The organism is Bacillus sp. IBL03825, assembly GCF_024712505.1.
Classification (GTDB): domain Bacteria; phylum Bacillota; class Bacilli; order Bacillales; family Bacillaceae_G; genus Bacillus_A; species Bacillus_A wiedmannii.
In genome coordinates, this window is sequence record NZ_JAMXKE010000001.1 from 3,083,834 (window position 1) to 3,110,457 (window position 26,624).

The following is a 26,624-nucleotide window of genomic DNA, read 5'->3' on the forward strand; positions in this document are numbered from 1 at the left end:
CGTTCTTTTTAAAGGTATTTTCATGAAAATTTTGGTTAAAATAACCGTCATATCTATGCGCTATCAATTAAGGCAAGAAAAACTATGTATACAAAACCGCTATAATTTCCAATTAACTCATAAGTATAAAACTACTAAAACAAACCAATTAAACCTTTATTCTCAAAACATACTTTATATAAATTCCTTTGTTTCTTATATGTGTGAAGATGATAAAATAAAAAGCAAAGATTTTTATTTTACTTCAGCTTTCTTGCCTCTCATGCATATATTCTTCTAATTTTAATTTTTTCTTGTATATTTTTTCAGCAAAATCTCCTATATAGCGCATGTACCAAGATTCATCCGCATAGCTAGTTACATCCTCCTTTTTTCTATTGTTAATAGCTTCACAATAAAAACTGTTAAACGGAAAAAGTGCGAAGTCTTAAATTAGACTTCGCACCTTATATAAATTTACAATTAGTTACAATACCTATACAAATACAATAGTATATAAAATAATCACTCATTATATGTGTTGCTCTTTTAATCGACCAATGTATAAACCAATCCTTTTACTTAGCCATCTCTTATAGTTGGTTTGATTGTTTCTATATACTTAATTCCCTCTATACTCATTTCAAGCGGTAATCCATTCCGATTGGAATTATAAATGACAAAATTTATCCGTTTTTCCTTTTTGCCTACTTGCTAAATTCAGCAAGTAAAATATCTTTAAAAAATTCCGGATTATGAATGTTTAAACTGTTCGCATTGATAGCAAATGTATGTTTCCCTCCAAGTGTTCCACCAACAAAAGTGGAAAACCCTGGAACAGCACCCCTGTGTCCCCATACCGAAACACCGTTCGGAAGCTTAATTTCAAGGATTCCAAGGCCATATCTAGTTCCCTCTCTTTCTGTAGGAACTGTAGTAAGCATTTGTTTTAGTTGCTGTTCCTTCAGTAGTTTGCCACTGAGTAAATAAGAGAAGAATTTGTTTAAGTCGTCAGCATTAGAAATCATATCTCCATCCGAGCTACCTGGGTTAATATAAGTAACGTCTTTTAGCTCACTTGCTCCGTCTAGTTGCAAATAGCCACGTGCATGCTTGGTGCCTGGAATCACGTTTGAATTGCCAGGTAGGAATGTATTTGACAAATCAAGCGGTTCAATAATCCGATTTTCAACCTCTTCCGCATAGCTGTTTCCTGTTACTTTTTCAATAAGGATCCCCAGTATTACGTATCCTGTGTTTGAATAAGACCACCCCTTCCCTGGAGCAAAGTTTGGAGGAAGGGAAATCCCCATCTTTACAAATTCTTCAGCCGTATACGATTTTTTTATATCCGTAATATCAAAGTCTTTTGAATTTATATAGTCAGCAATACCACTTGTATGATTCAATAGTTGCCGGATCGTAATCTGGTTACCATCATATCCGTTTCCTTGAATGACACCAGGCAACCATTTTTCAATAGAGTCGTCTAGATTCAAACGGTCCTCTCCAGATAATTGAAGTAGAACTGTTGCAATGAACGTTTTCGTCACACTGCCAATGCGAAAGCGAAAATCTTCTTTCATTGGTTTCTTAGTTCTCAGATCCGCTACCCCAGCAGTATAACTCCAAGTTTTCCCCCCCTTAGAAATTTGAGCGAGTATTCCCGGGTATCCAAGTTGCAGTGTATCCCGCATTGCTTTCTTAACGGAAGTACGATCGCTTTGAGTATTTGTATGTAACGAACTAGATACATTTTGCACGGGTTCTGCTTTTACAATTGAGGCTGGTGGTATATATAACAGGGAACTTCCAGCTATTAAAAGTGCTAGACTTGCACATGTAATTTTACTGCGTGTTTTCATAAAGTATTCCTCTCTTCTATTAAAATTGTATAGATAGTTGATAGCAGTGTCATATACGAACCACACAGCTATCCATTCTCCCAATGATAAAAAGCAACAATACATTTGCAATCATTGTACTCATTATTTTCACAAAACACTCTTGTTACTAATTATTTTATATGTAGGCCGTACTTATCCCCCCTTCACGCCTCCTTATATTTTTATCCTACACAATGAAAATCTCTTTTTCCTTACCTATCCCTTACGAATTCCTTACATTCGAAATCGTTTCTATAATGATAGGATTGAAGTAGTATCTGTGCCCGAAAGCGCAAAAAAATAGATTACCTGCACACGAAAAATTATAGCGTACAGGTAATCTATTTGTTTTTGAGATTAATAAAAAACTAATTTATCTTTTGAATTCTTCCATCAATAATAGACTGAATTGGTTCTTTTGATTTCTTTATATAATCTACTAATGCTTCAAAATCAGTCGGTCCTGTTTCAGCATCTTTACCGTTTTTAAAGGATACAAATCCATCTCCACCTGAAGCTAAAAATGCGTTAGCAACGACGCTGTAAGTTTTAGAAGGAATGATTTCTTCTCCATTTGTTAAGCGAATACTTGTTACTTTTTCTCCATTAGGCTTGTTCGCATCCCAAGTGTATTGGATCCCTGAAATTTGAAGCATTCTTGTTATGTCTTTTTGCCATTGTTGATTTAAAATATCACGAATGTCTTGGCCTGTTAAATTTACTTTTATTAATTGATTTCCGAATGGTTGAATACCATATATCTCTCCCCATGTAATATCACCAGCATCTAAGTCATTACGAATACCACCAGGATTCATAAGTGCAATTTGAGATTGCATTGTTGTACGCTGGGCATCAGCAACTAAATTTCCGAGAGTAGATTCACCAGCCGTATTGAGTTTGCGATCTAGTGGAGCAATAGACTTACCTACAACTTCATTGACAAGAGGTGCGATTTTCGCTTGATATTTCTCCATCTTCTTCTTTATTTTTTTATCAGGCTCCATGCCTTCATGGTAAGTTGTAACAATTTCTGCTTTTTTCTCAACAATATCTTGTGTTTTACGATCAATCTTTACATCAACATCAGCAAAAGCCATACCATAAGAATTTGCTTGTACGACAAGTTTATTATTAACAGTTCCATTTACATAAGTGTGGCTATGCCCACCAAAAATAACATCCACTTCTGGATCAGTCTCATTTGCTAATCGGACGATATCACCATTTGTTACGCCGTTCCCATCTGTTGTACCTCCGTTATGCGCAAGAACAACGATAGATTTAACGCCTAGTTTTTTTAATTGCTTTACGGATTTGTTAATAGCTTCAACTTCATCTGTAATTTCTACATTCTTTAGCATAGTAGGCATAACAAGGTTAGGAACATCCGTTGTTACGACTCCTATAAATCCAACAGGAACTCCTTGTACCTTTTTTATAGTGAATGGTGGTAAAAATAAGCGACCGGTGGATTTATTATAGAAATTTGCAGCAACATATGGGAATTTTGCTCCTTTAAAATTCCCTGTTTTCTCATGGTACCCACCATAAATAAGGCGGTTCATTTCTGCAACACCTTCATCAAATTCATGATTTCCTATAGTTCCAACATCGAATTTCAAATCATTTAGAAATTCAATCGTAGGTTCGTCTTGTAATAATGCTGAAACAGGAGTACTTGCTCCAACAACATCGCCAGCATGTACCTTTAATGTATTCGGATTTTGTTTTTCACGATCACGTAAATAAGCTCCTAAGTACTCAATTCCCCCTGCATCTTTATTGTTAATTTTTTTTACAGTGTCTAGTTGCCCATGAAAATCGTTAATACCGAGCATTTGCACATCTATGTAGCGGTTTGGTCCTGTACTTGCTTGGGCTGAAGGCGCAGCAAATACACTAGTAAAAGTAACTGTACTTAGTGCTAAAGCAACTGGAATAATTTTTTTCAACATAAAATTTCTCTCCCCTAATTAAAATCTGACATAATACAATGTTATTTTAATATATTAAGAGGATTATTTCTATAAAAATTCTACCAATTATAAAAATTAATAAGATTTTATTGTTTTCCGACAAAGTACTTCTTCCTCAAAACGTGAAGGTGTAAAACGACAATTTTAAATGGAACTTTGTTAACGTACCGAAAAAACAGTTTTTAACTTAGTAATTCTTTAGCGTACGAAATTCGCGTTATGTTGGCGAGACCCCATGCCCATCAAGCTAAGGTTGGGTTTTCTATGAACTTCCGTTCTTGTCGCCTACATGCTTGATATTTTGTTTATTTGTTTTTAAAATACGCATACCAAATAAACCTTGATTAGATAATAGCCCACTCCAATTTATGTATCACCTGTTGCAAATTATATGCAGTTTGTTAGGAGAAGAATGTTTAATTTTAGTTCCATCTATCCTGGGGATATACTTTTTGAAAAAACAAGGGGTATGCGAAAAATGGTCGATGATTCTTATAACACTTGTTGGTGTATTTTTGTTTGGTATGGCGCATTACTCTACCTATGAGGGGAATTTAATTCAAATTCTTTTTGTAACTTGGTCTAGGAAGATTGCCCTTCAACTGGATTGCATTTAAAGCCAATTCTATATGGGCAAGCGTAATTGCTCATGTTTTTTATGATCTACCACTGCTCCTGGTTGCATTGTTAGTTGTCCCTGCATAACGTTAATAAAGCTGTTTATTAACTAGATATATTTAAATGTAGACAAAGTATACGGATTGATGCGATTAAAACGCATTTAGATGCTTTAATGAAAGTTAAAGGAGGTATCTACTCACCTAAAATTGCAGACTACGCCACCTATATCCGAGATCAAAAAATGGCACAAAATTTTGCATGGCTCACCGAAATGCAGTATAAAAACAAAAAAATTATTGTGTGAGGGCATAATTATCATATTCGAAAACAAAATTCAAAAATGATATTAGACTTTACGAAGGTGCAGCAATACAATTATGTTGGCCCAAATATGATGGATTATCTTCCGCAACGCATCAAAGACCAAATGTACACGATTGGTGTATTTGCGTATAGTGGAAGCAGTTGGGATGATGGTAATGAAGATATTATTCCTGTACATAATGAACATGAAGAACAAAGCGTTGAAAAAATTATCAGCACGGTGGGAAGTCCCCATGTTTTTATTAACCTAAAGGGAGAAAGTAACCTACCAGAAACTTCATGGATGTTTACTCCTACTGCAGCAAGTTATTGGGGAATAAAAGATAAAGAAGAAATCCTGATTCTCACAGAACAATATGATGGCATTCTTTGGTTAGAAAAGACGACGCCTTCTGTACTGAAGTAAATACAAAAGCATCCTTACAATATAAGGATGCTTTTACTTATATTTTATACATTCTTTTTCTATGAATACATTTTTGTATATATGCGTTTTAAATAGTGATTTCTAATAATAAAGAAGTAAATAATTTGTATACAAATAAAGCTTATTAATACAACAATTGAACTTTGAATAACGGACATTTGCTTACTTACTGTTTGTCCTAATTGATGAAACGTTAGAAATGCAAAACTACTATGAACCATAGCCACTATAATCGGTAAGAAAAATAGTAGCATCATTTGTCTTGTCACGATTTGCTTTAACTCACTTTGACTTAATCCTAATTTTGAAATCATTTGATATTGCTCTTGATCACGTTCTAAATCAGTAAATAGACGGAAATATAAAAAGCTTAGCGTAAATACGAAAAATACAATCCCCACCATTATACTTGAGATAGAAAGTAATCCGTTTTGTTGTTTCAATTCAAGCCATCTTAAATACAAAGATGAAAACATATAATAATCCTCTTGATTCTTACCAATAATCTTCATAAGTTTAGTAGAAACTTCATTCGTTTCAGACCAATTTTTAACGATAAAACCGTATATGGTGTAATCTCGGAGTACGTTTTCTTGTTGAGCATTTTTGACCTTATTATAAACATCATCAGAGACAATAATAGGCTTTTCGATTAACGATAATTCTGGGATATAAATTGTTTTTTGCACAGAGAGTGGGACCTCTATTTCACCATGTATTATTTCAAAAGTTTTTATATCCTCCGCGCTTTTCTCGTTCTTATTTTGTCGTATAGCAATACTATCATTTTCATTTGTTAATTTCTCTATTTCATACCCTAATTGTTTTGCATATTCATTATACGTAGATACATTAATTAACGCCAATCCGTTTAGTGTCCTTTTAAATTCTGTTGCAACAAGTTTATAAGAAAATCCATATTCTTTTAATTGCTTCTTTATCTCTTCAATATGGGCTTTTTCTTGTATATTCCCCTTATCCGATCGATACGTAAATGCATATGGGGTCTCATGTTTTGCTAGTTCTGGATTTCCAATAGCTGTACAAACTCCAATTGCTGTAAAAGAAACAGCAGATATAATTGTAACGATAAAGAATGTTCTCGCATTATCTTTCATTCGATACATCAATTCTGAAATAACAAGAAGATTGGTTCTTTTAAAGAATGTAGTTTCTCTATTTTTTAAAGTATATAACACATATACACACAATTGATTAAAGAAAAAATAGGTTCCAAAAACAATTAATAAGACACCTACCCCTACAAGTAGTAATAATTGATCTAAATCCATGTAATTCACTGCAACGATACTGTGGTGAACACAGGAGTAACCTGCCCCAAATAAAATTAGGACCAACATGGATATCCAGACGGAAACTTTCGGCTCAGCTTTTGGTTTTTCCTCTGATTTTATGAGTTCTACAAGCTCATTTATTTTCATCATTTTCGATGTAAATAATGAAATAAGTAGAAATAGAACAAAAAAGGAGATAGCTGTTATTCCCATAGCCTTTAATGGAAAGTAAAATGCTAACCTATGCCCTACTCCCAATAAGGACCCAGTAACTAGTAAGAACAATTTAGAAAAAACTACCCCAAGCCCAATTCCTACTAGTATAGAAGGAATTCCAATCAACATATTTTCGAAAAAAATTAATTGATGAAGCTGCCGATGAGACATTCCATGTAACATTAATAATCCAAACTCTTTTTTTCTATTTTTTAAAAAGGCACTAACTGAATAGAAAATAAATAAGAATGAAAAGACAAAGATTAAGTAATACGATAGTTGAAATCCTATCTTCCCAAACGTACTCAATATGGTGCTTACATGAGTCAGCTCGCCTTGTAGGTTTGGATGAAAGACAAGTAAGCCATAAGTGAAGAAAATCATTACCGCAAATGTGCTACTAAAAAAATGCCCAAGATATATTCGTTTATTCCGTATAACATTATTAAATGCGAGCTGTCGAAATGTCATTTTTATTACCTCCTAACCTAGAAAGACTGTCCACAATATTTTTATAAAATAGTGGGCGATCACCGTTGCAGCAAACTTCATTGTATAACTGTCCATCTTTAATAAATATAATGCGCTCACAGTAACTAGCAGCAACTGGATCGTGCGTTACTAACATCATTGTTGCCTTTTCTTCTTTATTTAATAGTGTTAATATCTCCATTACATCTTGAGAGGATTTAGAGTCTAAGTTCCCTGTCGGTTCATCGGCAAGAACTAATTTAGGAGAGTGAATGAGTGCACGGGCTATCGCTGTTCGCTGCGCTTGTCCTCCTGATATTTCATATGTTCGTTTATTTAAAATTTCGTTAATACCTAATTTTTCCGAAATAGATTCTACTCGTTTATTTATTCTTTTCACATTCATGCCATCTAATACAAGCGGAAGAACCATATTCTCTTTTACTGTTAATGTATGCAGCAGGTTAAAGGATTGAAAGACGAACCCTAATTCCTGTCTGCGAAATAAGGCCAAATCATTGACCGAAAGCTGATATGGATTTTTACTATTAATAAATACATTACCTGATGTTGGCGAGTCAATAGTAGATATCATATTCAATAACGTTGTTTTTCCACTACCCGAAGGACCCATGACCCCAACAAATTCTCCCTCTGTTATTGTTAAATTAATATTTGAAAGTGCCGTGTGTGAAACATTTCCTGTGTATTCTTTACTAAGTTCTTTTACTTCTACTATTTTCATATGAGAAATTCCCTCCATTTTTATTTACTAAGAATGAGATTTGATAACTATTGCCTTCCTACATTTTGATTTATTTAAAATACGATTAATGTACTACTCATTAATAATTTGTTTCAGCTTTTATTATTTAAGGCTGTCATACTTGGTCGAATGTATTAAGCGCTAAAATAACTTGCTATCGTACTTCAGGATTTTTAAACATGTTTCTGTTTTTCATTGTAGTAGTATGGTTGGTTTTCTCATATTGAATTATCTTTCATTTTTCTTACACACTTGAAATGTTTCTGAAAATACAGTCTATTAGGCCGAGAAACATAATTTTTTTGAGAGATAGCATTGAGGAATTTTTCATATGCACTGGACTATTTGCTACTAGATTTCCGTATAGATTTCATTTGCAATTCATCGTATTTTCTTTACCATTCAACAAGTTCTTCCTATTCTTAAAATGGAACAAATTTATTATTTAGAGTGTCTATTACGTGTATTCCTAAAAATATGAAAGGACATATTATTACCAAAAGTAAAGTGATGTAAAAAAGTGTGTATTGAAATACTGTATTTAAATGTTACGAGTTTAATACTTTCACAGGTGAACGATTACAAGTGTAATTAAAAAAAGAAACAATCCAAACAACGTCTGTTCATTCGTCTGAATATTTAAATTCTGCTTAACCTATTAAAATTCAACTTCAAAAGTATTGTTATCCTATACACACTTTAAATAACATCGGTATTTAAAATACCAAAACAAAAACCATATATTCTTGAAAGAGGTTGAAAATTTATGTTCGTTTTAAACAAGTTCTTTACCATTTCACATTACAAAAAGATTGCACCTGTGGTATTACTTTCATGCGTTACATTAATAGGCTGTTCTAATAGTAATACTCCATCTGAATCACCTAAACAAACAAATCAAATTAAACAAGAAAATACTGGTAATGATTCTTTTACTAAACTTGAAAAAGAATATAACGCTAAGCTTGGTATTTATGCACTGGACACAGGTACGAATCAAACCGTTGCTTACCATGCAAATGATCGCTTTGCATTTGCCTCTACATCTAAATCATTAGCAGCGGGAGCTCTTTTACGTCAGAACTCAATAGAAGCTCTTGATGAAAGGATTACGTATAAGCGAGAAGACCTTTCTAATTATAATCCAATTACTGAAAAGCATTTGGATACAGGAATGACGTTAAAAGAACTTGCAGATGCTTCTGTTCGATATAGTGATAGTACGGCACATAATTTAATTCTTAAAAAGTTAGGTGGTCCATCCGCATTTGAAAAAATATTGAGGGAAATTGGTGATACTGTTACTAATTCCGAGAGATTTGAACCTGAATTAAATGAAGTAAATCCAGGAGAAACACATGATACGAGTACACCAGAAGCAATCGCTAAGACGCTTCAATCTTTTACATTAGGAACTGTACTACCATCTGAGAAACGTGAACTATTAGTAGATTGGATGAAGAGAAACACAACTGGGGATAAATTAATTCGTGCAGGCGTACCAAAAGGATGGGATGTAGCTGATAAAACTGGTGCAGGGTCTTATGGGACAAGGAATGATATTGCAATTATTTGGCCACCAAATAAAAAGCCAATTGTTCTTGCCATCCTTTCTAATCATGATAAAGAAGATGCAGAATACGATGATAAACTTATTGCAGACACAACCAAAGTCGTGTTAGATACTTTAAAAGCTACGAATAAATAATCATCGATTATTGGAGAGTGTAATATAAACCGTGTAAATAACCTACTATCCTAGATAGAGGGGCGCTTCACGGTTTTTCTTTTTCTAAAATTTCTATGAGGAAATGGTTACACTTATTGTTAGATAGAAAAGAGATCCAAAATCCGTAAATTTAGCTCAATCAATTTTTAAAGCTTACCAATCGGAAACTGTTGAAGATATGTAAGAGGCTTTGAAAGACGTTGTTGGACCTATGTTTGAGGCAATGGTTCAAGGCGAAATGAATCACCTTCTTGGTTTAGATTTAAACTCAAAAAGTGAAAAGAACAGGAAAATCGTCGTAATGGATATCCACACTTTGGATACCTAAAGTACCACAAACCTTGCGGTTATTTAGTAGCACTCCGTATCCAACCTCACTTTCATCCCATGCCTAAAGGCGATGGGCTTTTTCGTTGGAGAAGGACTGTAAAAGAACCCCAAAACAAATGGAATGGCAGTCATATTCCCCAATTGGCCAATGGTATTGAATCAACTTATGGTTAACATTAAAATTGCCAAACTTATTAAAAAATACAGTATTTATCTACCGTGATTTAAATCCGTCCTTTGTTCGATAAGAAACTTTGATATATCTGTGTTGGTGCCATTCCGCAAGAGGAATTCCACTAAATCTTGTTTTTGAAGAACAGGATTAATAACTGCTACATCTAACTGACTCAGAATCTGAACGATGCCATGATGTGAAACACTCTTGATTGTTTTAAAAAGTTCTGCATCACGTTTCTTTCGTTCGGCGGATTCTTGAGGATACCCAGTATTGAACGGTTCTTCAAAAAGTTTCTCAAGCGTGAAGCGAAGATTTAGTTCGCCCGCCCAACCGAAATTCAATCCAAGTGGCAGTGATGCACAGTTTCCGTTATTTATCCTACCAAACAGAAACGCATCTGTTGGAGTTGGCAGATAACCACTAATGACATTCGGAAGTATATTACAGGCAATCGACATACCAACACCGCTACTACATCCAGTGACGACAAAATCAACTGCACCTGAGTTTAAAAGTAGACCAACAGCTAAGGACACTTGGATATAGCTTAACTCCGATTCCTCAATAGTAACGCCGAAATTCAACACTTCATATCCATGCTTCGCCACAGCCCTTTTTGTTTCTTCAAATATCAGTTCATTTTTGCTAGTTTGGGTACTTGCTTGTATCACAGCTATCTTCATTCTTTCACGACCTTTCGATTTAATTATTACACAAGCCGAAAGTCAAAAGTCAAAAGAAGATAAATAAGATAAAACTAATCTTAATATTTGCTATTCTATTTGTTCATTTCAAAAACTTACACATATTTTTTGACAATTCCGGTTATTATTTTCTATTTTTCCATCACAGTATTGTGATGCTTTTTATGTATTTTGAGAAGTATTGGCCATTTGATGTTACAGAAACTGTTATTCTTCCATTTCTATAGAAAAAGTTGGGGATTCCCCCAACTTTTTTATACATCTATTTTCTTATTAATCCTGTGGATGTGACCTGATATGTTCTTTTCTTACCTATATATTCCTGTTTTCCATTCTCAAGGTTAGTTAAAGTCGCTCGCGTTTTTTCCTTTGCTGCTTCCCCTTCTATATGAGTAAATTCTATATAATCTCCCACTTTTATAGGTACTGTTTGGGTTTCAGCATTTTGTTGTCTATTTCCCATGATTTCCTTATTGTACATAACGCTACCGGATGAGCCTTGGACTTTAATACTTGCATATGTACTATTAAAGTAAGAATGCGGTACGCCAGCTTCTAATTTGATTTTCAGCTCTTCTGCTGTTTTATTATAATCTACTTTTGCAATTTCTCGATCACTATATCCTTTTAATGACCATGCAAATTGTTTTCCATCTAGAATTGTTGTCTCTGGCATTTTTTCAACTTTCTTTAATCCCTCTTTAGTAACCAGATACCTTGCTGTCTTTCCAATAGTCTCATTTTTGTTATTTTCAAGATTCGTTAATGTTGCGCGTGTCTTTTCCTTTACTGCGTCTCCTTCTAGATGAGTTAATTCAATGTAATCCCCCACTTTTACAGACACAGTTTGGCTTTCGGTATTTTGTTGTCTATTCCCCACGATTTCCTTATTGTATAATACGCTACCAGATGAGTTTTGGACCTTAATACTTGCATATGTGCTATTGAAGTAAGAATGCGGTACACCAGCTTCTAATTTAATTTTCAACTCTTCTGCCGCCTTATTATAATCTACTTTTGCAATTTCTCGATCACTATATCCTTTTAGGGACCATGCAAATTGGTTCCCTACTAAAATATCAGAATTTCCATTTGTAATTCCTACTTTTTTCTCTACAGTTCGATCAAATATGTCTGTTAATGTAATTTTGGCAAAAGCCGTTTGAGGTAATTGCATAGTTTGACTTATCTCAGTTTCGTAGGACTTAATATTATCAATTACTTTCAAAGGTTGTCCCATTAACTTTTCATTGTCATAGATTTCAATTTTCCCTTTAAATTGTGGAGTACTTTGTTCTTTCAATTTCCAAGAAACATTTAATTTCTCATCTTCAAAGCGAATATTTTGAATATCAAAATCTAAAATTCCCATTTCTGGTTGACTAGGCTGATTTAGATTGAAACTTTTTCCAGTACCAATAGTTGATTGAGTATTTCCTCCTGCCTTAACCCAGAGATATTCTGAAGTTGCACCTCCATCGTATTGATAGGACGTATCATGTTGCCCAGAGATACGCTGATTATTCCAAGAATTCCATTGTTGATCTGAAACTTTTCTGCTGTATCCATTTTTAAGGCGTGCTTCTCTTACATCTTGTCCATTACCAGCCCAGTCCTCTTGAAACATCGATAGACCATAGTTAAATGCAACATTTGCAACTGGATGATCCATAATAGCAACTAACTTCCATTGATTTAATTTATTATCTTTTATCCATTGGCCAAACTTTGTATGGCCATCTTCTTGCCAAGAACGTAGAGTCATTCGATACCATTCACTATCTTTCCAATTATAAGTTGTTTGTACCTTCAGACCTGTTCCTTCTCCACCAAATCTACCGGCTTCTGAAGTCGGCGATAAATATTCAGCTTTTATTGCTTGGTTTGATGCTATTGGATCCCAAAGCGCAAAATGAAGAGTACGTTTACCGGTTTGATCAAAGCCACTTTGTTGTTGGAAGCCAGCATAACCACCACCCTCTCCCCCCTGATTCCAGTTATGCACAGCCCAATACGTATAAGGTGCTGTTTGGACTGGTGACCAGTCTATGCTAATGATATCTGAAGCAGCAGTATTTTGTGGTGTTACATAAACCGATGGAGCATGAGATCGGATTGCTGCCTCTGTACTAGAAATTGGTGCTCCATACATTGACATCATGGTGCAAGCCGCAGTAATTATAACAATCTTTTTTAGTCTTCTATTTGTTTGTTCTTTAAACATAACTTCCTATCTCCTTTTAAATTATTTTAGTTACATTGAATAATAACGATGTACATACTATTAAACAAATTATGTAAAAAAATAACATTAGCTATACTACCTAGTTATGTTTAATGTTTTTTTCACTACTATTACTAATTAAATTATAGTATTTAGTAAGAAAATCGTATGATTTGTGACTAAATGTTGGCTAAAAATATTATAAAAATTCATAAATATATAGTTTTAGATTTTTATGCTGAAAGACTCCTTTGATATTTCATGATTTTTCAATAGATTTATTTCCTTAATTACTCGCGCTATTAACTATAAATTTGTTTACGGAAATAACATTATGTAAACATACATCGTGATAATTAGATAAAATAGCTTATCAATTTGCACGTGTCTTTTCAATAGATTAAAAGAGCCCACAAAAAACGTAGACTCCTTTAATTACCTAAACATTAAATATTGCAACCGACCAAAAATTAACATTAAATTCTTCTGTTAGCTTATTTAATATTTAATGAAGTAGATAATGTATTCCAAGGTGTATTTGTAGATGTGTTTTGATATTTGAATTGTCCATTTTGTTGTCCCGAAGCATCCCATTTATATTCCCATCCATCAACTGTTCTATCACCATTAATATCAATCATCTTAGAATCTACTTTTTTTAGTTTTTGACCACTCATTTGAGCAATCGGATTTCTACCATATCCCATTTCATTTGTATAAATGTATAAATAGCTTCCTCCATGATCTTTAACTGTACTAAAATTGTTTGGACCGATAAATTCAACTCCGCCTAATTGAGATTCAACTTTTACTACATTTAATGATGTTAATGGTGGTGCAGGTGCCGCAGATACATCTGTCGCTATGCCAACTGTTGCCCCCACTACTAATGACGAAACCCCTAGGATCATCCTTTTTAGCATACAATCATCCCCTTTATATTTAATACAAATTGATTCTATCATACTAATTTCATATACTTTCTTCCCTGTGAAAGAGTTAACAAAAAGTACCTATTTATATATGAAATTGTGCATATTCATTGCATTTTTACTATTTGCACTTACCATTAATCCTACTACAGCATAATTGGTTCTCTACCTTTATGGACTTTCAACACTTGGACTCGTTTCAAGGTGGCTTTTGTAAGAGCTAATAAATGGTGCGTAGTTCGGTTATTTAGCAAATAAAAAATAAAGTTGCAAATCCAACTCTATTTAAGCCGGCTTTTCTTCTAGCATTATAAGCAAGATCCACCACTTGCATCGATTAACTCACCAGTTATCCAACGGCTGTCTGATGAAGAAAGAAAACCTACAATATCAGCTATATCATTAGGTTCTCCCCACCTATTAAAAGTCGATAAACCTGCAGCATATTTTTGGCCATCTTTATTCCTCAATGTCTCAGCGTTCATTTCTGTATTAATTATACCCGGGAGAATTGCATTTACTGTAATACCACGAGCACCAAGTTGTTGTGCTAAAGTATGAGTGAGTGTATTAATTGCCCCCTTAGATATACTGTAGGCAAAAACACTTGGGGTGGCTACTCGTGTAACAAATGATGAAATATTGATAATCCTTCCTCCATCTTTTAAACGTGGCAAAGCCTTTTGAATAATGAAAAATGGAGCCTTCACATTAATATTCATAACCTCATCAAAAGACTCCTCTGTAGATTCCTCTAACGTTAAAATCTGCCCAATTCCAGCATTGTTTACAAGAATATCAAATGTAGTATTACCTATATGTTTTTGAAGAGATTGATCCATCATTAAATACAAGTTATTAATGCCGTTAAAAGTACTTAAATCTGCACTGATTGCAAATGCGGCACCGCCATCTTGTTTAATTTTATCCACTATACTTTCTGCTTCTTCTTTTCTTTTACTATAGTGAACTACAACTAACGCACCAGCCTGTGCCAAATGTAAGGCAATACTTCGTCCTATTCCCCTACTAGCCCCTGTTACTAATGCAACTTTCCCCTTCAATTTATTCATCTCATCATCCCCTTGTTTAAAATTCTACTTAGTTATATCACAGGATACTCTTTGAAATGTTGCTCTCTAATTTGGTTTCCTTAAAGGACCAAGATTGTATTGATACTAATTTTATTTAATACTAAACAGCTAATTTTCTTTTTATGCTATAGTGCACCCATATCCGTTAAGCTAGGAAAAGTGAATACCACCAACAAAGAAAATTATTATTTTTAGATTGTAGTACCTGAAAAATATCTAGTTTCTAAACCTTTGTTAAGTAGCCTCGATGAGCAATTATACAAAACCAATAATGAAAAAAGGATCTGATATGAATATCAAATCCTTTTTTACTATGTATAATTATTTCACCGCTTCTCTTAATTTTTTTCAGCTTTAAATGCCGGTACTTTAGAATCAACAATTCACATTTCTGCAACATTATTATATAGGGTTTTAACGAATTATATGTTAGACTTATTATATTCCAAGAAGTCCTTTACTTTTAGAATCGACAATTCTTGAATACCCTTAGACTTGCCCTACGTCCTCTGTAGGGCTTTTTCGATTAACAAACGTATTTACTTCTTGTACGCTCCCTGAATTTTATCTCCACTATTATGTATCCACTCAATCTAAAATTTTTTTAAAAATAAAAGTTTAAAAAAAGAGTATGAAATAATATATATTAAATCAAACGGATAATATGCTATATTTGCAAAAAGCTGATACATAATTTCTTTAGATTTGAAAAAACAAATCCCTATCTGCCCATTTTTGGATCGTCTTATAATGTCTTTTTTTCAAAAGAACGTACACAATTCATACATAAAAAACAAAAAGTATATGGGCTCTATTTTCAAATCCATTATACTTATTCCTTTCTTAATTAACCCTTTTTGGTGTTAATTTCGGATCTTGCTTTTGAGTTCTAAACCCTAATGCAATAGCAGCTCCAATACAGCTAGAAAAACAACCAACAAACAAATACGGGGATGGATCTGACTCACCGATTAAAACGGAAGCTATTCCTCCAATTACAGGGAATAGCGCCACCATATACCCACTTCGAGCTCCTCCGATTTTTTCTACAAGCTTCAAATAGAATAACCATGCTACAAAAGAAGCAAACAGAGTTAAATATAGCAACATACATACATATGAAAACGATGTGGGAAACGTAAATTTTTCCCCTTGAAATAATACAATTCCCCCCATCAATATACTACCTACTGTAAATCCAATTGTATTTGCATAGATAGGATTCACCTTGTGTTTTGCATTTCGTGCCGAGCTCGCATCACCTATTGCTGTAAGAAGCGTACCTAAGATTGCGACCATAATTCCTTTTATATCATTAAAACCTTGAAAATTATTTAAATTCGGATAGATGAGAATGCATACTCCTAATACACCTAAAATTCCTCCAACCAAAACGCGTGAATGTAACTTTTCTTTTAAAAAAATTCGAAGAGCGATTGGGGTCAAAATCACCTTTAATGAAAAAATTAACGTTACAATTGCCGCAGAACTTAAAATTGTAGCGTAATAAAGGCATAAATAGCTTAATGCAAAGTTACATACACCAAAAATCATTATAAATGGAATATCTTTTTTTGTTGGCATCCCTCTTGGGCGAAGGAACCAAATAAGAATCAAAAATAAAAAAGCTGTCATAACCAAACGATAAGTTAAGGATAGTTCTAAGCTGACAGGAGTTCCTTGAATTTTTACCGCAATAAAGTTGATTCCCCATACAATCAAACAAAATATGTACATAAATATTGTCATAAACTTTCTCCTAGATTAAATTTTGTATGAATTCATTATTTATTTATACTGTCATTTCTAAAAGGGACAGTTTACAATAAATACAAATGACAGATGAGGTGTTCCAATAATGAAGGAACTAATATTTAATATAAATCGAAAAAGTGAAAATCCTATGTATCAACAAGTTTATCAATATATACGAACTCAGATTTTATCTGGAAAATTAGAAAAAGGTAAAAAGTTGCCATCAATTAGACAACTTGCTATCCAATTAGAGGTCAGCAGAAACACAACTCAGGTTGCCTATGAACAATTACAATCAGAAGGATATATTCGAAGTGAGAACAAAAAAGGATTTTTTGTAGAGGCTATTATATCGGATGAAACACTAAATTTTCAACCTATCAGAGAACCGCATCATGAAACAAAGCATACTGCCATGAAAACTATTGATTTTAAGATTGGGACAGTGGATCAAGAAAACTTCCCTTTGAAAAAATGGAGAATGATTACTAACAAAATTATTAAAGACTCTAGCATGTTTTCATACGGAGAAAAGCAAGGCGACATTAAATTAAGGAAAGCACTAGCAGATTACTTATTTCAATCAAGAGGAGTTAATACTTCTACAGAACAAATTATTATTGGTAGTAGCACACAACATTTGTTATTACTTTTGTCACTGATGTTAAAGCAAGACTATAATTATCTGGCCGTAGAAGACCCTGGATATAACATGGCAAGGGAACTTTTTTTTCTTCAATCATTTATTATTGATCCAATTCCTGTAAAAGAACGAGGTATCCAAGTCGATCTACTTTTAAAATCGCCTTCTAGACTTTTATATGTGACTCCTACTCATCACTTTCCGTATGGGGTGACTATCCCTGTCAATGAAAGACTAAAGTTAATTGAATGGGCCAAAAAGATGGAAGGCTATATTATCGAGGATGATTATGATAGTGAATTTCGATATATCCATCAACCTATACCGTCTCTTCAAAGTTTGGATTCTAATGATAGGGTGGTTTATTTAGGAACTTTTTCAAAGGCACTCCTCCCCTCTGTCCGTGTCAGTTATATGGTTTTGCCTAAGCGGCTAATTAATGAATATAAAAAGATACTCCCTTTACTTGAACAAACATCCTCATCTATTCATCAGCAAACATTGGCAACTTTTATGGATGAAGGATATTGGTACTCGCACTTAAGAAAGATGAAAGCTTTGTATAAACGTAAAATGAATCTATTAAATAAGGAATTATCAAAGCACTTTAAGAAATATGTCAAGATTAAAGGTGGTAGCTCCGGCATTTTCGTTATTATTGAAGTGAAAACAAAAATGAGTGAAAAAATGCTAATTGAAAGAGCACATAATCACGGCATTATAGTATATCCTTGTTCAAAATATTTCTCAGAATATTCACCAGAATATCCGCATATTCAACTTGGATTTGGTAATTTATCTGAGGAAGAGATAATAAAAGGAGTATCTGAATTAGCAAAAATTTGGTTCTAATAGGAAAAGAGATAGAACAATTAATGAATGATTTTATTTAATTACGAATAGAAATCCCTCTAGTATTTTGAAATTTTTACACAAAGTGATATTTTACTTTTATATATATAAAAAAGACACCTTTAAGGTGTCTTCCTCCAAATTAATAACCGAATGTTATATCATAAACTTTCTCAATTATTATGAATTTAAACATTACTTTTAAATATATCCTTTTAACATATTTTTTGAGAAACGATTAGGATATAGAGCAATAAGCATTTCATATGGACTTCCTTTCCAATAGCGTTTTAACGGTGTCCATAATTTTTGTTTTATTAGCCATTTTTGATTAAATACTTTTAATAGCTGTTTTTCATCCAATTTTTCTTTTTCTTCAATAGTCCACCTTAACGCCTCTAATGCTTTACGTTTAGACCAATATCCAACAGGAGTAACTTTAAATTCCCATTCTTTAAAACGGTCTCTATACAAATCATTAATCATTCTGAACGGACTATTCCCCCAAAACATTTGACATACTGATGCTAATCCATGGGTTTTTAACCACTTTATATTGTATATATCAAGCAATTGTTTAGGAGTTACTCTCTCTTTTTCTTCAATGGTCCATTTCAATGCTTCTAATGCTTTTTCTTTAGTCCAGAAGTTATTAGGAGTCATACCAAATTCCCATTCTTTAAAACGCCTTGGATAAAGATCATTAATCATTGCATACGGGCTACTATTCCAATACATAGCCAGAGGTGCACTAAGCTTATTTTGTTTCAACCATTTTTTCCCGTATACTCCTAAAATCTTTTCTTGTGAAAGGCCCTCTTTTTCCTCAATAATCCATTTCAAAATTGTTAATGCTTTTTCTTTAGTCCAAAAATTTAAAGGAGTCATACCAAATTCCCATTCTTTGAACTGATTTGGATACAAATCATTAATTGCTTTAAACGGGCTATTTTCATACCTATGTTTGAGTAATCCTCGTAGCCTATACTTTACAAGTAATTTAGTGTTCCATTTTATTCTTATGTCTTCCTTATTCCATTTTAAAATACTGTAAAGCAAATATGTTATTACCCTCCGCGCCATTTTATTATCTTTATCTTCTTTCCATGTATTTGGAGGGAATTTATTTCTTTTTCCATCTAATATTTCCTGATAAATATCTTCTATAGCAACTTCTTTCATTAACAATATATAAATCCTCCTACATTTTGTATTAATATTTATACACTATCATCATTTTCAATCAATATATCTATATTAAATAATATAATTAAAACCCAAATTAAAATCAACACAAAATTTGTTTTTTATAAAAATTCTAATAATTAAATAAGTAAATTTTTATTTTAATTTTCTAATTATTAGTTTATACTAATTTAGTATTGTTATATTTAAATATAAGGAGTGCATTCGTATGGAGAAGCTTAGTAAAAGTGATATTATTCGTACTGTTCCGCAAAGCGGTTTTTTCGGACACCCTAAGGGGCTGTTTACCCTATTCTTTACAGAGTTTTGGGAGCGATTCTCTTACTATGGGATGAGAGCAATATTACTTTACTATATGTATTATTCAATCTCACAAGGTGGTTTAGGGATGGATCATGCGACCGCAGCGTCAATTATGGCCATCTATGGATCTCTCGTTTACATGTCTGGCATTATTGGTGGCTGGATTGCAGATCGTCTATTAGGTTCAAGTAGAACGATTTTTTGGGGTGGAGTTTTAATTATGATAGGTCACCTGATTTTAGCACTACCAGGGACTATAAGTACTTTATTCATATCTATGGTGTTTTTAGTACTTGGTACAGGTTTATTAAAACCTAATGTATCTAGCATTGTTGGTGATTTATATAGTGAAACAGATACTCGACGTGACTCAGGTTTCAGTATTTTCTATATGGGTATTAATTTAGGAGCTCTTTTATCTCCTTTTATTATAGGGACACTTGGTCAAAAGTATAACTTCCACCTAGGTTTTGGTGTTGCTGCAATTGGTATGCTATTAGGCTTAATTATTTTCGTTCTTACAAAAAAGAAAAATCTTGGTTTAGCAGGAACACAAGTACCAAATCCTTTAACAGACATCGAAAGAAAAAAAGTTATTATACAGTTTAGTATTGGTACAATAGCTATAGTACTATTTTGTATTTTAACGATACCAACAGGTATTTTAACTATTAATAGATTCACTTTATTAGTAAGTATCTTAGGTATTCTCATTCCAACTGGTTACTTTATTTTTATGTATCGTAGCCCGAAAACTACAAAAATTGAAAAGTCTCGTTTAATTGCTTACATACCATTATTTATAGCTGCTACAATGTTTTGGGCCATTCAAGAACAAGGAGCTATCATTTTAGCTTCTTATGCTGATCAGCGTACTCAATTAAAATTGGCCGGGATTGAACTTCAATCTTCATGGTTTCAATCATTAAACCCAATTTATATTGTTTTGTTAGCACCAGTATTTGCTTGGTTATGGATAAAGCTTAATTCACGTCAACCAAGTACGGCTAATAAATTTGCTATTGGTTTACTATTTGCTGGTTTATCCTTCTTAGTTATGATTATCCCTGCATATATCCATGGTACAGAATCCCTTGTAAGCCCTATGTGGTTAGCGATTAGCTTCCTATTAGTAGTAATCGGGGAACTTTGTTTATCACCTGTAGGTCTATCAATTACAACCAAATTAGCACCAGCTGCCTTCTCTGCTCAAACAATGAGTCTGTGGTTCTTAACTAGTGCAGCTGCACAAGCTATAAATGCTCAAATAGTTCGATTATATAATCCTGAAACAGAAATTATTTATTTCGGTGCAATTGGTGGCCTTTCAATCATTTTAAGTGTAATTTTATATTTTATGGCCCCAAAGATTCAAGTTTTAATGAAAGGCATAAAATAAAAAAAACTGTGCTAAAAACTTGTTATAATGCGGGTTTTTATGCACAGTTTTTTTGAATGACTATTTAGATTTTTCTATATGTAACATTCCAAAATATTTATCGTTTAAATTAACCCCCGCATAATGTAAAATTAATTCCACTTTTCAGTGCTCCGTCCTATCGAAATGTGTGCTTTTCATGCTTTATATTCTACTAGCAATGTATTTTTGTATTTAATCGTCGATTATAGTTTGTAAAATGCGGACATTTTTTACTGAGCCGATTTTTACGCCTTCCTTGTAAATAGTGTTGAATATATAAATGCTTACTTCTTTTGGTGTTTTGATTTTTCTTCAACAGGAATCTGCATATTCATAATTATCTGTCCTTCTGAATAAAACAGATTCAATTCATGTAAATCTGATTCAATTACATTACATGATCTAAACTGTAAACCATTTCTCTCTATATAGTCTGTAATATTTGTATATATTTGATGTCGTACTTCATCGATATGCTCTTCTGTACATACGTAATCAACACAAAGATAATTACCTGCAGGTATACTAAGAATATCAACATGCTCTATCTCTGTATCATTCAAAACAGGATAATAAACTGATAGTCCCAGATCATCATTGAATAAATTCTTAATAGGACACATTGTTATAAATTGTTCTTGAAAAAATTCACCTTGCTTAAAAATAGAACGGAATTTATCAAAAAAGGATTTTACACTATTAAAATTTTCTCCTTTGATGTGATAATATTTTCTTTCCTCAAAATAGACACTCTGAATTTCATTGAAGTTTTTACTTCTATTTTGTAGGAGATCGAGGATCCTAGTAATTTTCTTTTGCATTTCCATATATCGATAAATTTCAGTTTCAATTTCATCTTTTTTGTTCTGTAAGATATTTATATTGTTTATTATTTTTCTCTTATTTATTACTAAATCAATTTCTTCAATTGAAAAACCTATATCTTTACAAAAGAAGATTTGGCTAATTCTCTGTAGTTCTTCATTTCCATAAAGCCTATACTTATTTTTACCTACCTTTGGCTGAACTAATCCTTTTTCTTCATAGAATCGAAGTGTTTCTTTCGTTGTATTAAAAATCTTAATTACATCACTTTTAGTTAACTTATAGCTATCCATCTAATTATATTGCCTCCTATTAAGGAATAATATTTATACTATAAACTATGTGGTTACTTCATAGTCAAGAAATAAAAAGAAATTCTTTTCACACCAAAAATGGTCGTTTAAGGAACCCTCCTAACTCGCGGTAAACTTAAGTTTTTCAACTTAGAAAATCCTTAGCGTACGAAATTCTCGTTATGTTGGTGGGACCCTATGCCCATCAACATAAGGTTATATACGTTTAATTTCAGGTGAGATTGTTTCTATTTTTAAATTAATAGTAAGAATATTCAAATAGTTTATATTGAATTTTTAGAAAACAGAAAAAAGGTCTAGTTTAATTGATTTTTATTTAATCTTAGCTTGATAGTGATGGGGTCCTGCCACATCGCTATCAAGCTAGTGAAAAAAACACCTCAAAAACAGTAAAATTGATATTTCTGGGTAAAAATGTACAAAAATCTTATTTGGGGTCGTAAAAAACTTTTTAAGTTGATGGATGTGGGGTTCTACATTTTATGCCGCACTAAAACGATCTTCAATAATCAAAATTAGGTTACACAGTTTTTTCTTTTATCATCTCAACAAATCTCTGTAAAGCAGCAGAAAAAAATACATCTTTTCTCATAATATAAAAAGTTGGTACTTTAGAATATTTCTCAGGTAAATCAGTCATGGTTAAAGATTGCTCATGGTCTTTCAAAATTGATTTGACCATGACAGCAATGCCCATTCTAGCCTTCACACAACCATTAATCGCTTCAATTGTACCAAATTCTATCACTCGCTTTGGATAAATGCCTGCTTCTTTTAACCACTTATCTACTCTATTTCGAAAGAAACAGCCTCTACTATAATTAACATTGAATGAGCTTAGCTTAATAGTGATGTGGCGGTGCCCCTGGTACTATACTAATACGTTAAAACTTTTTTATAAAAGGTTTTAACGTCCTACGTTTTTGACCATTCTGTACAACGATAACTTTGGTTTATTAATTTCACTTGTAATCTGGTAGCCTAACCTCTGATACAATTTAATAGCAAGTTGGTTCTCTTTCTTTACCGTCAGAGAGCATTTGGCAAAGCCTTGCAGGGAAGCCTGTTCCTCGGCAAACTCAAGTAGTCTGGTACCTATCCCCAGTCCACGACTTTCGGGCAATAAAGCGATTGTTCCGATGTGAAACTCGTCATCTTCTCCCTCCTTCAAGGTAATCATGGAATAAAGCATTTTGATATTCCGAATGTTATAAACAACAAAATCCAACTTTCGGAATGAAAGCAGCTGTTTAAAAGTGGGCCAGGCAAGACGATTTAAAACGGGTACGGGATAGCAAGTAATCATCCCTAAAGTTTTCCCGTCCATTTGAGCTTCATAAGCGTATTGATGACTAAAACGGTTGTTCCCCTGCCACCATAGCTTACAAAAAGTCCCTTCGACTGTGTTCTTCTCCTCAGATCCTGCAAGTGCAAATGCCATGTATTCCAATGCCATTACATTTAGCTGGGCACCGACCATAGATTGATGAACAGCCTTTACAATAGATATTTTATTCATTTCCCAGTACTCCTTTTCGCTTTCTATATTATTGATGTTAATTATCATGGATTTGTATCATTTCACTTCCCTCTCGACTCATCCTTAGCTTTGAAACCATAATAAAATGTATTTAAAACAAGCTCTGCAGCAGATTTTTTAGCCACATTTCCTTCATGTACCTGTTCCCAAGTATGGAAAAGCAGAGCATAAAGCGTATTCAAAATCCATTCGCTGCTAACTGTTTGCTGAAAGTAACCTTTTTGTTGTAACAGCTCAATAACGCGTCGTAAGGGTTCCCTCAGCTTCTCTTCGGCTTCACCTAATTCTTTATTGTTAAATACAGATGCATCATGACCTAGAAAATAGATTTTGTCACCTAAAGGGATTAACGATTCAATGAGTTCTGGAATATAGTTCTCGCTTCTATCCTCATCCAGTGGAATCTGGTTTACGGTATCACTTACCAATTGTATAGCTCGATGGCCCAAGAATAGCATCAATCTCTCTCTGCTTTCGACGTAGCGATGGAGTGTAGCAATGCCAATTCCCGCATATTCCGCAATTTCATTCATCGAAGCAGTAGGATTTTCAACAAGCAATATAGTAGCCGAATCAAGAATTGCGTTAAATCTCGCTTCCTTTAACGTTGATAAGTCTTTCTTCATCGTCAATCTCTCCCTTTTTATATATAAAGTCGTCATTTTTTGATAGATAAATATATCATTTGATATTATGATAAACAATCTCAAACAAAGTGTCCAGCTGCTGAATGTAGCTTTCCAAAAGAATTATATTACTGAAACTGATAGTACTTTGAATGTTTCATTTTTAGCATTTCATTATTTAGATGCCGATGAAGAAATTAATTTTTTGATGTAATAAATACAAAAGCCAAAGGAAATGGTACGAGTCGCTTTCTTAGTAGAGAAAATGATCACATTAGCTGGGTTTCTTAAGCTATTTATCACGATGTTCCCTTGTGATATTTTATTTTTTCACTAATACAGTTATCCTTCTCGCTAATTTTTCCAGCATTTTTTCATGAATAATTAATAATTACAGTAATTTTTCTACTTATATTAAATCTATTTGCACTTCATTTAATTACTGAATATTTTATAATGAAGGTACTTTCTGCATAAAGTTATCGGTTTACTTTAAAATTCACTTCCGGGTATTTGGTCATCAGCCTTTTAAGGGTTGAGCCATCATCCTTCTGTTTTACATACTGGTCAAAAAATGCCAGGCTGAATTCGTTGATAATGCGATGAACTTCCTTTGGATTTTCACCTGGGCTCTGCAACAGTGGGGAGAACAAATGTAAATCAGTGAAGCTTGTATGATCTGTATGAGGAATGACCATTGACATACCACCGCCAGCTAACCCACGCCCATATCGCTCCGTCACTTTATCGGGATCTGCCTCATCAGGCTCTACGGCACTCATGAGCAGAAATGGTTTTCCAATCCCACTTTCAGGTAAAATTTCCCCATACAAAGCGCCATCCATATTGATAGCTGCTTTGACACGAGAATCTTTTGCAAGTATTTGTGCTGCGGTAGCTCCACCGTAAGAGTGCCCAAACATTCCAATTCGCGAGGTATCAAGCCTTCCTGTAAAGAAGCCGGTCTCATCGTTTTGGTTAAGTTTCTCTATCTGATTAAGCACAAAGGTGACATCTTCCTCCCATAATTTTATGTGGCTATCCCCTGCGTCATCAGTTAAATTGAAGGGCTGTACGTAAGCAACTCGACCATCTGGAAAGACGGTAGCTGCAGTATCAAAGGTATGATCGATACTTAGAACAATATAGCCTTGACTAGCCAACTCCTCAACTTCAAACGTGTTTTGATTACGAAAACCATTAAAACCATGAGAGAAAAGTAATATAGGATATTGATTCTCTGAGTCTGAGAGTTGTAAATCCATAAACGAATGAGATTTTACCAATTCTAAGTGGCTGAATGCAAATGCAGGAATGGACAATGTTTTTTCCAATCCCTTAGAGAGTTCATTTATGTTACGAATATAAGGTTCTTGATCCCCCTTGCTTTTTTCAGCTGCAGGATACCAAATTTGCACCATCAATTCGCGTCGATCTGTTGGATTTTTCGAATATGGTTCATGTCTTTGATGATCAACCCAATGATATAGCTTCGTACCGACCCTATGTGGGCCAGTAGGTTCTTGAAATGAAAATACTGGCATAAGTAAAGGTAGTGCAACTGCTACAGACAAATAGATGCACAACAACAAAGTTTTAACTATGAATATACCCCGGCTTCTAAAGCCCTTTTTCCGCCCAGCTAATAAATAGCATAAAATCAAGATAACTGGGGATGCATATGCCGGAATCATCTGCCATCTAAAACCTTCTACCAATAGCTGAACTGTAACCATTACAACAGCAAGCAAAGTAGCTAATTTAGACCACTTTTTCGTTTCTCTACCTACTAACAGTATCCAACTTAAAAGACTAAAATTCACAACTATCAAAACGATTTCCCAGAAATTCATTGGCCTATCTCCTTTGAATGCATTTTACATCTAATTAAAGAGGTAATTTTCAATCTGAGCAAAAACAGATGAAACGCCTATATAGTTGCACCAATTATCCTTAATAATTGTTTCATATACTCCTTTCTTCAA

At 33.5% G+C, this 26,624-nt stretch carries 19 protein-coding genes and 2 pseudogenes; 6 read left to right on the forward strand and 15 right to left on the reverse strand.

Going from position 1 to position 26,624, the window contains the following annotated elements:
- Window positions 1-686: 686 nt before the first annotated feature.
- Together NHG49_RS15850 and NHG49_RS15855 are read right to left on the reverse strand one after the other, a co-directional pair.
- The gene (locus tag NHG49_RS15850) at window positions 687-1,844 is read right to left on the reverse strand and encodes a serine hydrolase domain-containing protein (protein WP_258126254.1); all 1,158 of its coding nucleotides are present in this window, start codon (window positions 1,842-1,844) and stop codon (window positions 687-689) included.
- 389 nt (window positions 1,845-2,233) lie between these two features.
- Window positions 2,234-3,823 (reverse strand): bifunctional metallophosphatase/5'-nucleotidase, encoded by a 1,590-nt coding sequence (locus NHG49_RS15855; RefSeq protein WP_064475723.1) that lies wholly within the window; start codon window positions 3,821-3,823, stop codon window positions 2,234-2,236.
- Window positions 3,824-4,296: 473 nt separating this feature from the next.
- On the opposite strand from NHG49_RS15855, the gene NHG49_RS15860 reads away from it, so the two are divergent.
- Both NHG49_RS15860 and NHG49_RS15865 read left to right on the forward strand, forming a co-directional pair.
- Complete coding sequence (locus NHG49_RS15860; RefSeq protein WP_241753394.1) at window positions 4,297-4,461, forward strand: hypothetical protein; 165 nt, start codon at window positions 4,297-4,299, stop codon at window positions 4,459-4,461.
- Between the two features lie 134 nt (window positions 4,462-4,595).
- Window positions 4,596-5,195, forward strand: a pseudogene (locus NHG49_RS15865) (erythromycin esterase family protein); the annotation flags it as partial.
- Window positions 5,196-5,254: 59 nt separating this feature from the next.
- Here the strand turns inward: NHG49_RS15865 and NHG49_RS15870 are convergent.
- Together NHG49_RS15870 and NHG49_RS15875 are read right to left on the reverse strand one after the other, a co-directional pair.
- Complete coding sequence (locus NHG49_RS15870; RefSeq protein ID WP_064475724.1) at window positions 5,255-7,198, reverse strand: ABC transporter permease; 1,944 nt, start codon at window positions 7,196-7,198, stop codon at window positions 5,255-5,257.
- On the reverse strand, window positions 7,173-7,943 hold the full coding sequence (locus NHG49_RS15875) for an ABC transporter ATP-binding protein (RefSeq protein ID WP_064475725.1): 771 nt from the start codon (window positions 7,941-7,943) through the stop codon (window positions 7,173-7,175). The genes NHG49_RS15870 and NHG49_RS15875 overlap by 26 nt, the downstream gene beginning before the upstream one ends.
- Window positions 7,944-8,730: 787 nt before the next feature.
- On the opposite strand from NHG49_RS15875, the gene blaIII reads away from it, so the two are divergent.
- Together blaIII and NHG49_RS31700 are read left to right on the forward strand one after the other, a co-directional pair.
- Window positions 8,731-9,672 carry a class A beta-lactamase BlaIII gene (blaIII, locus tag NHG49_RS15880; RefSeq protein ID WP_064475726.1) on the forward strand — a complete coding sequence of 314 codons (942 nt, stop codon included), beginning with the start codon at window positions 8,731-8,733 and terminating at the stop codon, window positions 9,670-9,672.
- 163 nt (window positions 9,673-9,835) lie between these two features.
- Window positions 9,836-10,002 (forward strand): annotated as a pseudogene (locus NHG49_RS31700) (IS256 family transposase); the annotation flags it as partial.
- Window positions 10,003-10,233: 231 nt separating this feature from the next.
- Here the strand turns inward: NHG49_RS31700 and NHG49_RS15885 are convergent.
- From NHG49_RS15885 to NHG49_RS15905, 5 genes are all read right to left on the reverse strand, one after another.
- Window positions 10,234-10,884 carry an RpiB/LacA/LacB family sugar-phosphate isomerase gene (locus tag NHG49_RS15885; protein ID WP_064475727.1) on the reverse strand — a complete coding sequence of 217 codons (651 nt, stop codon included), beginning with the start codon at window positions 10,882-10,884 and terminating at the stop codon, window positions 10,234-10,236.
- 283 nt (window positions 10,885-11,167) lie between these two features.
- The gene (locus NHG49_RS15890) at window positions 11,168-13,129 is read right to left on the reverse strand and encodes a DUF3472 domain-containing protein (protein ID WP_064475728.1); all 1,962 of its coding nucleotides are present in this window, start codon (window positions 13,127-13,129) and stop codon (window positions 11,168-11,170) included.
- A gap of 494 nt (window positions 13,130-13,623) precedes the next feature.
- Window positions 13,624-14,052, reverse strand: coding sequence for a DUF4879 domain-containing protein (locus NHG49_RS15895; RefSeq protein WP_064475729.1), 429 nt, complete (start codon window positions 14,050-14,052; stop codon window positions 13,624-13,626).
- A gap of 317 nt (window positions 14,053-14,369) precedes the next feature.
- Entirely contained in the window at window positions 14,370-15,134 is a 765-nt protein-coding gene (locus NHG49_RS15900) for an SDR family oxidoreductase (protein ID WP_064475730.1), read from the reverse strand.
- Window positions 15,135-15,998: 864 nt separating this feature from the next.
- Window positions 15,999-16,904, reverse strand: coding sequence for a DMT family transporter (locus NHG49_RS15905; RefSeq protein WP_258126256.1), 906 nt, complete (start codon window positions 16,902-16,904; stop codon window positions 15,999-16,001).
- A 109-nt stretch (window positions 16,905-17,013) separates the two neighbouring features.
- Between NHG49_RS15905 and pdxR the strand changes: the two genes are divergently transcribed.
- Entirely contained in the window at window positions 17,014-18,405 is a 1,392-nt protein-coding gene (gene pdxR / locus NHG49_RS15910; RefSeq protein WP_258126257.1) for a MocR-like pyridoxine biosynthesis transcription factor PdxR, read from the forward strand.
- 201 nt (window positions 18,406-18,606) lie between these two features.
- On the opposite strand, the gene NHG49_RS15915 is transcribed toward pdxR, so the two are convergent.
- Complete coding sequence (locus tag NHG49_RS15915; RefSeq protein ID WP_064475733.1) at window positions 18,607-19,593, reverse strand: DUF4046 domain-containing protein; 987 nt, start codon at window positions 19,591-19,593, stop codon at window positions 18,607-18,609.
- Window positions 19,594-19,819: 226 nt separating this feature from the next.
- Here NHG49_RS15915 and NHG49_RS15920 point away from each other — a divergent pair, with 226 nt between their 5' ends.
- Entirely contained in the window at window positions 19,820-21,313 is a 1,494-nt protein-coding gene (locus NHG49_RS15920) for a peptide MFS transporter (protein ID WP_064475734.1), read from the forward strand.
- 305 nt (window positions 21,314-21,618) lie between these two features.
- Here NHG49_RS15920 and NHG49_RS15925 read toward each other — a convergent pair whose 3' ends face one another.
- The 5 genes from NHG49_RS15925 to NHG49_RS15945 all read right to left on the reverse strand — a co-directional run bounded on the left by NHG49_RS15925 (window position 21,619) and on the right by NHG49_RS15945 (window position 26,492).
- Window positions 21,619-22,452 carry a MerR family transcriptional regulator gene (locus tag NHG49_RS15925; RefSeq protein ID WP_154131982.1) on the reverse strand — a complete coding sequence of 278 codons (834 nt, stop codon included), beginning with the start codon at window positions 22,450-22,452 and terminating at the stop codon, window positions 21,619-21,621.
- A 541-nt stretch (window positions 22,453-22,993) separates the two neighbouring features.
- The gene (locus NHG49_RS15930; protein ID WP_308665615.1) at window positions 22,994-23,326 is read right to left on the reverse strand and encodes a LysR substrate-binding domain-containing protein; all 333 of its coding nucleotides are present in this window, start codon (window positions 23,324-23,326) and stop codon (window positions 22,994-22,996) included.
- A 54-nt stretch (window positions 23,327-23,380) separates the two neighbouring features.
- The gene (locus NHG49_RS15935) at window positions 23,381-23,992 is read right to left on the reverse strand and encodes a GNAT family N-acetyltransferase (RefSeq protein ID WP_064475736.1); all 612 of its coding nucleotides are present in this window, start codon (window positions 23,990-23,992) and stop codon (window positions 23,381-23,383) included.
- Between the two features lie 62 nt (window positions 23,993-24,054).
- Window positions 24,055-24,639, reverse strand: coding sequence for a TetR/AcrR family transcriptional regulator (locus NHG49_RS15940; protein ID WP_064475737.1), 585 nt, complete (start codon window positions 24,637-24,639; stop codon window positions 24,055-24,057).
- A gap of 479 nt (window positions 24,640-25,118) precedes the next feature.
- Window positions 25,119-26,492, reverse strand: coding sequence for an alpha/beta hydrolase family protein (locus NHG49_RS15945; RefSeq protein WP_064475738.1), 1,374 nt, complete (start codon window positions 26,490-26,492; stop codon window positions 25,119-25,121).
- Window positions 26,493-26,624 lie beyond the last annotated feature (132 nt).

What these genes read in the sequence shown, in the direction of transcription:
- NHG49_RS15850 (WP_258126254.1), bottom strand. Translation starts at nt 1,844, where the DNA reads ATGAAAACACGCAGTAAAATTACATGTGCAAGTCTAGCACTTTTAATA.
- NHG49_RS15855 (WP_064475723.1), bottom strand. Translation starts at nt 3,823, where the DNA reads ATGTTGAAAAAAATTATTCCAGTTGCTTTAGCACTAAGTACAGTTACT.
- NHG49_RS15870 (WP_064475724.1), bottom strand. Translation starts at nt 7,198, where the DNA reads ATGACATTTCGACAGCTCGCATTTAATAATGTTATACGGAATAAACGA.
- NHG49_RS15875 (WP_064475725.1), bottom strand. Translation starts at nt 7,943, where the DNA reads ATGAAAATAGTAGAAGTAAAAGAACTTAGTAAAGAATACACAGGAAAT.
- blaIII (WP_064475726.1), top strand. Translation starts at nt 8,731, where the DNA reads ATGTTCGTTTTAAACAAGTTCTTTACCATTTCACATTACAAAAAGATT.
- NHG49_RS15885 (WP_064475727.1), bottom strand. Translation starts at nt 10,884, where the DNA reads ATGAAGATAGCTGTGATACAAGCAAGTACCCAAACTAGCAAAAATGAA.
- NHG49_RS15890 (WP_064475728.1), bottom strand. Translation starts at nt 13,129, where the DNA reads ATGTTTAAAGAACAAACAAATAGAAGACTAAAAAAGATTGTTATAATT.
- NHG49_RS15895 (WP_064475729.1), bottom strand. Translation starts at nt 14,052, where the DNA reads ATGCTAAAAAGGATGATCCTAGGGGTTTCGTCATTAGTAGTGGGGGCA.
- NHG49_RS15900 (WP_064475730.1), bottom strand. Translation starts at nt 15,134, where the DNA reads ATGAATAAATTGAAGGGGAAAGTTGCATTAGTAACAGGGGCTAGTAGG.
- NHG49_RS15905 (WP_258126256.1), bottom strand. Translation starts at nt 16,904, where the DNA reads ATGACAATATTTATGTACATATTTTGTTTGATTGTATGGGGAATCAAC.
- pdxR (WP_258126257.1), top strand. Translation starts at nt 17,014, where the DNA reads ATGAAGGAACTAATATTTAATATAAATCGAAAAAGTGAAAATCCTATG.
- NHG49_RS15920 (WP_064475734.1), top strand. Translation starts at nt 19,820, where the DNA reads ATGGAGAAGCTTAGTAAAAGTGATATTATTCGTACTGTTCCGCAAAGC.
- NHG49_RS15925 (WP_154131982.1), bottom strand. Translation starts at nt 22,452, where the DNA reads ATGGATAGCTATAAGTTAACTAAAAGTGATGTAATTAAGATTTTTAAT.
- NHG49_RS15935 (WP_064475736.1), bottom strand. Translation starts at nt 23,992, where the DNA reads ATGAATAAAATATCTATTGTAAAGGCTGTTCATCAATCTATGGTCGGT.
- NHG49_RS15940 (WP_064475737.1), bottom strand. Translation starts at nt 24,639, where the DNA reads ATGAAGAAAGACTTATCAACGTTAAAGGAAGCGAGATTTAACGCAATT.
- NHG49_RS15945 (WP_064475738.1), bottom strand. Translation starts at nt 26,492, where the DNA reads ATGAATTTCTGGGAAATCGTTTTGATAGTTGTGAATTTTAGTCTTTTA.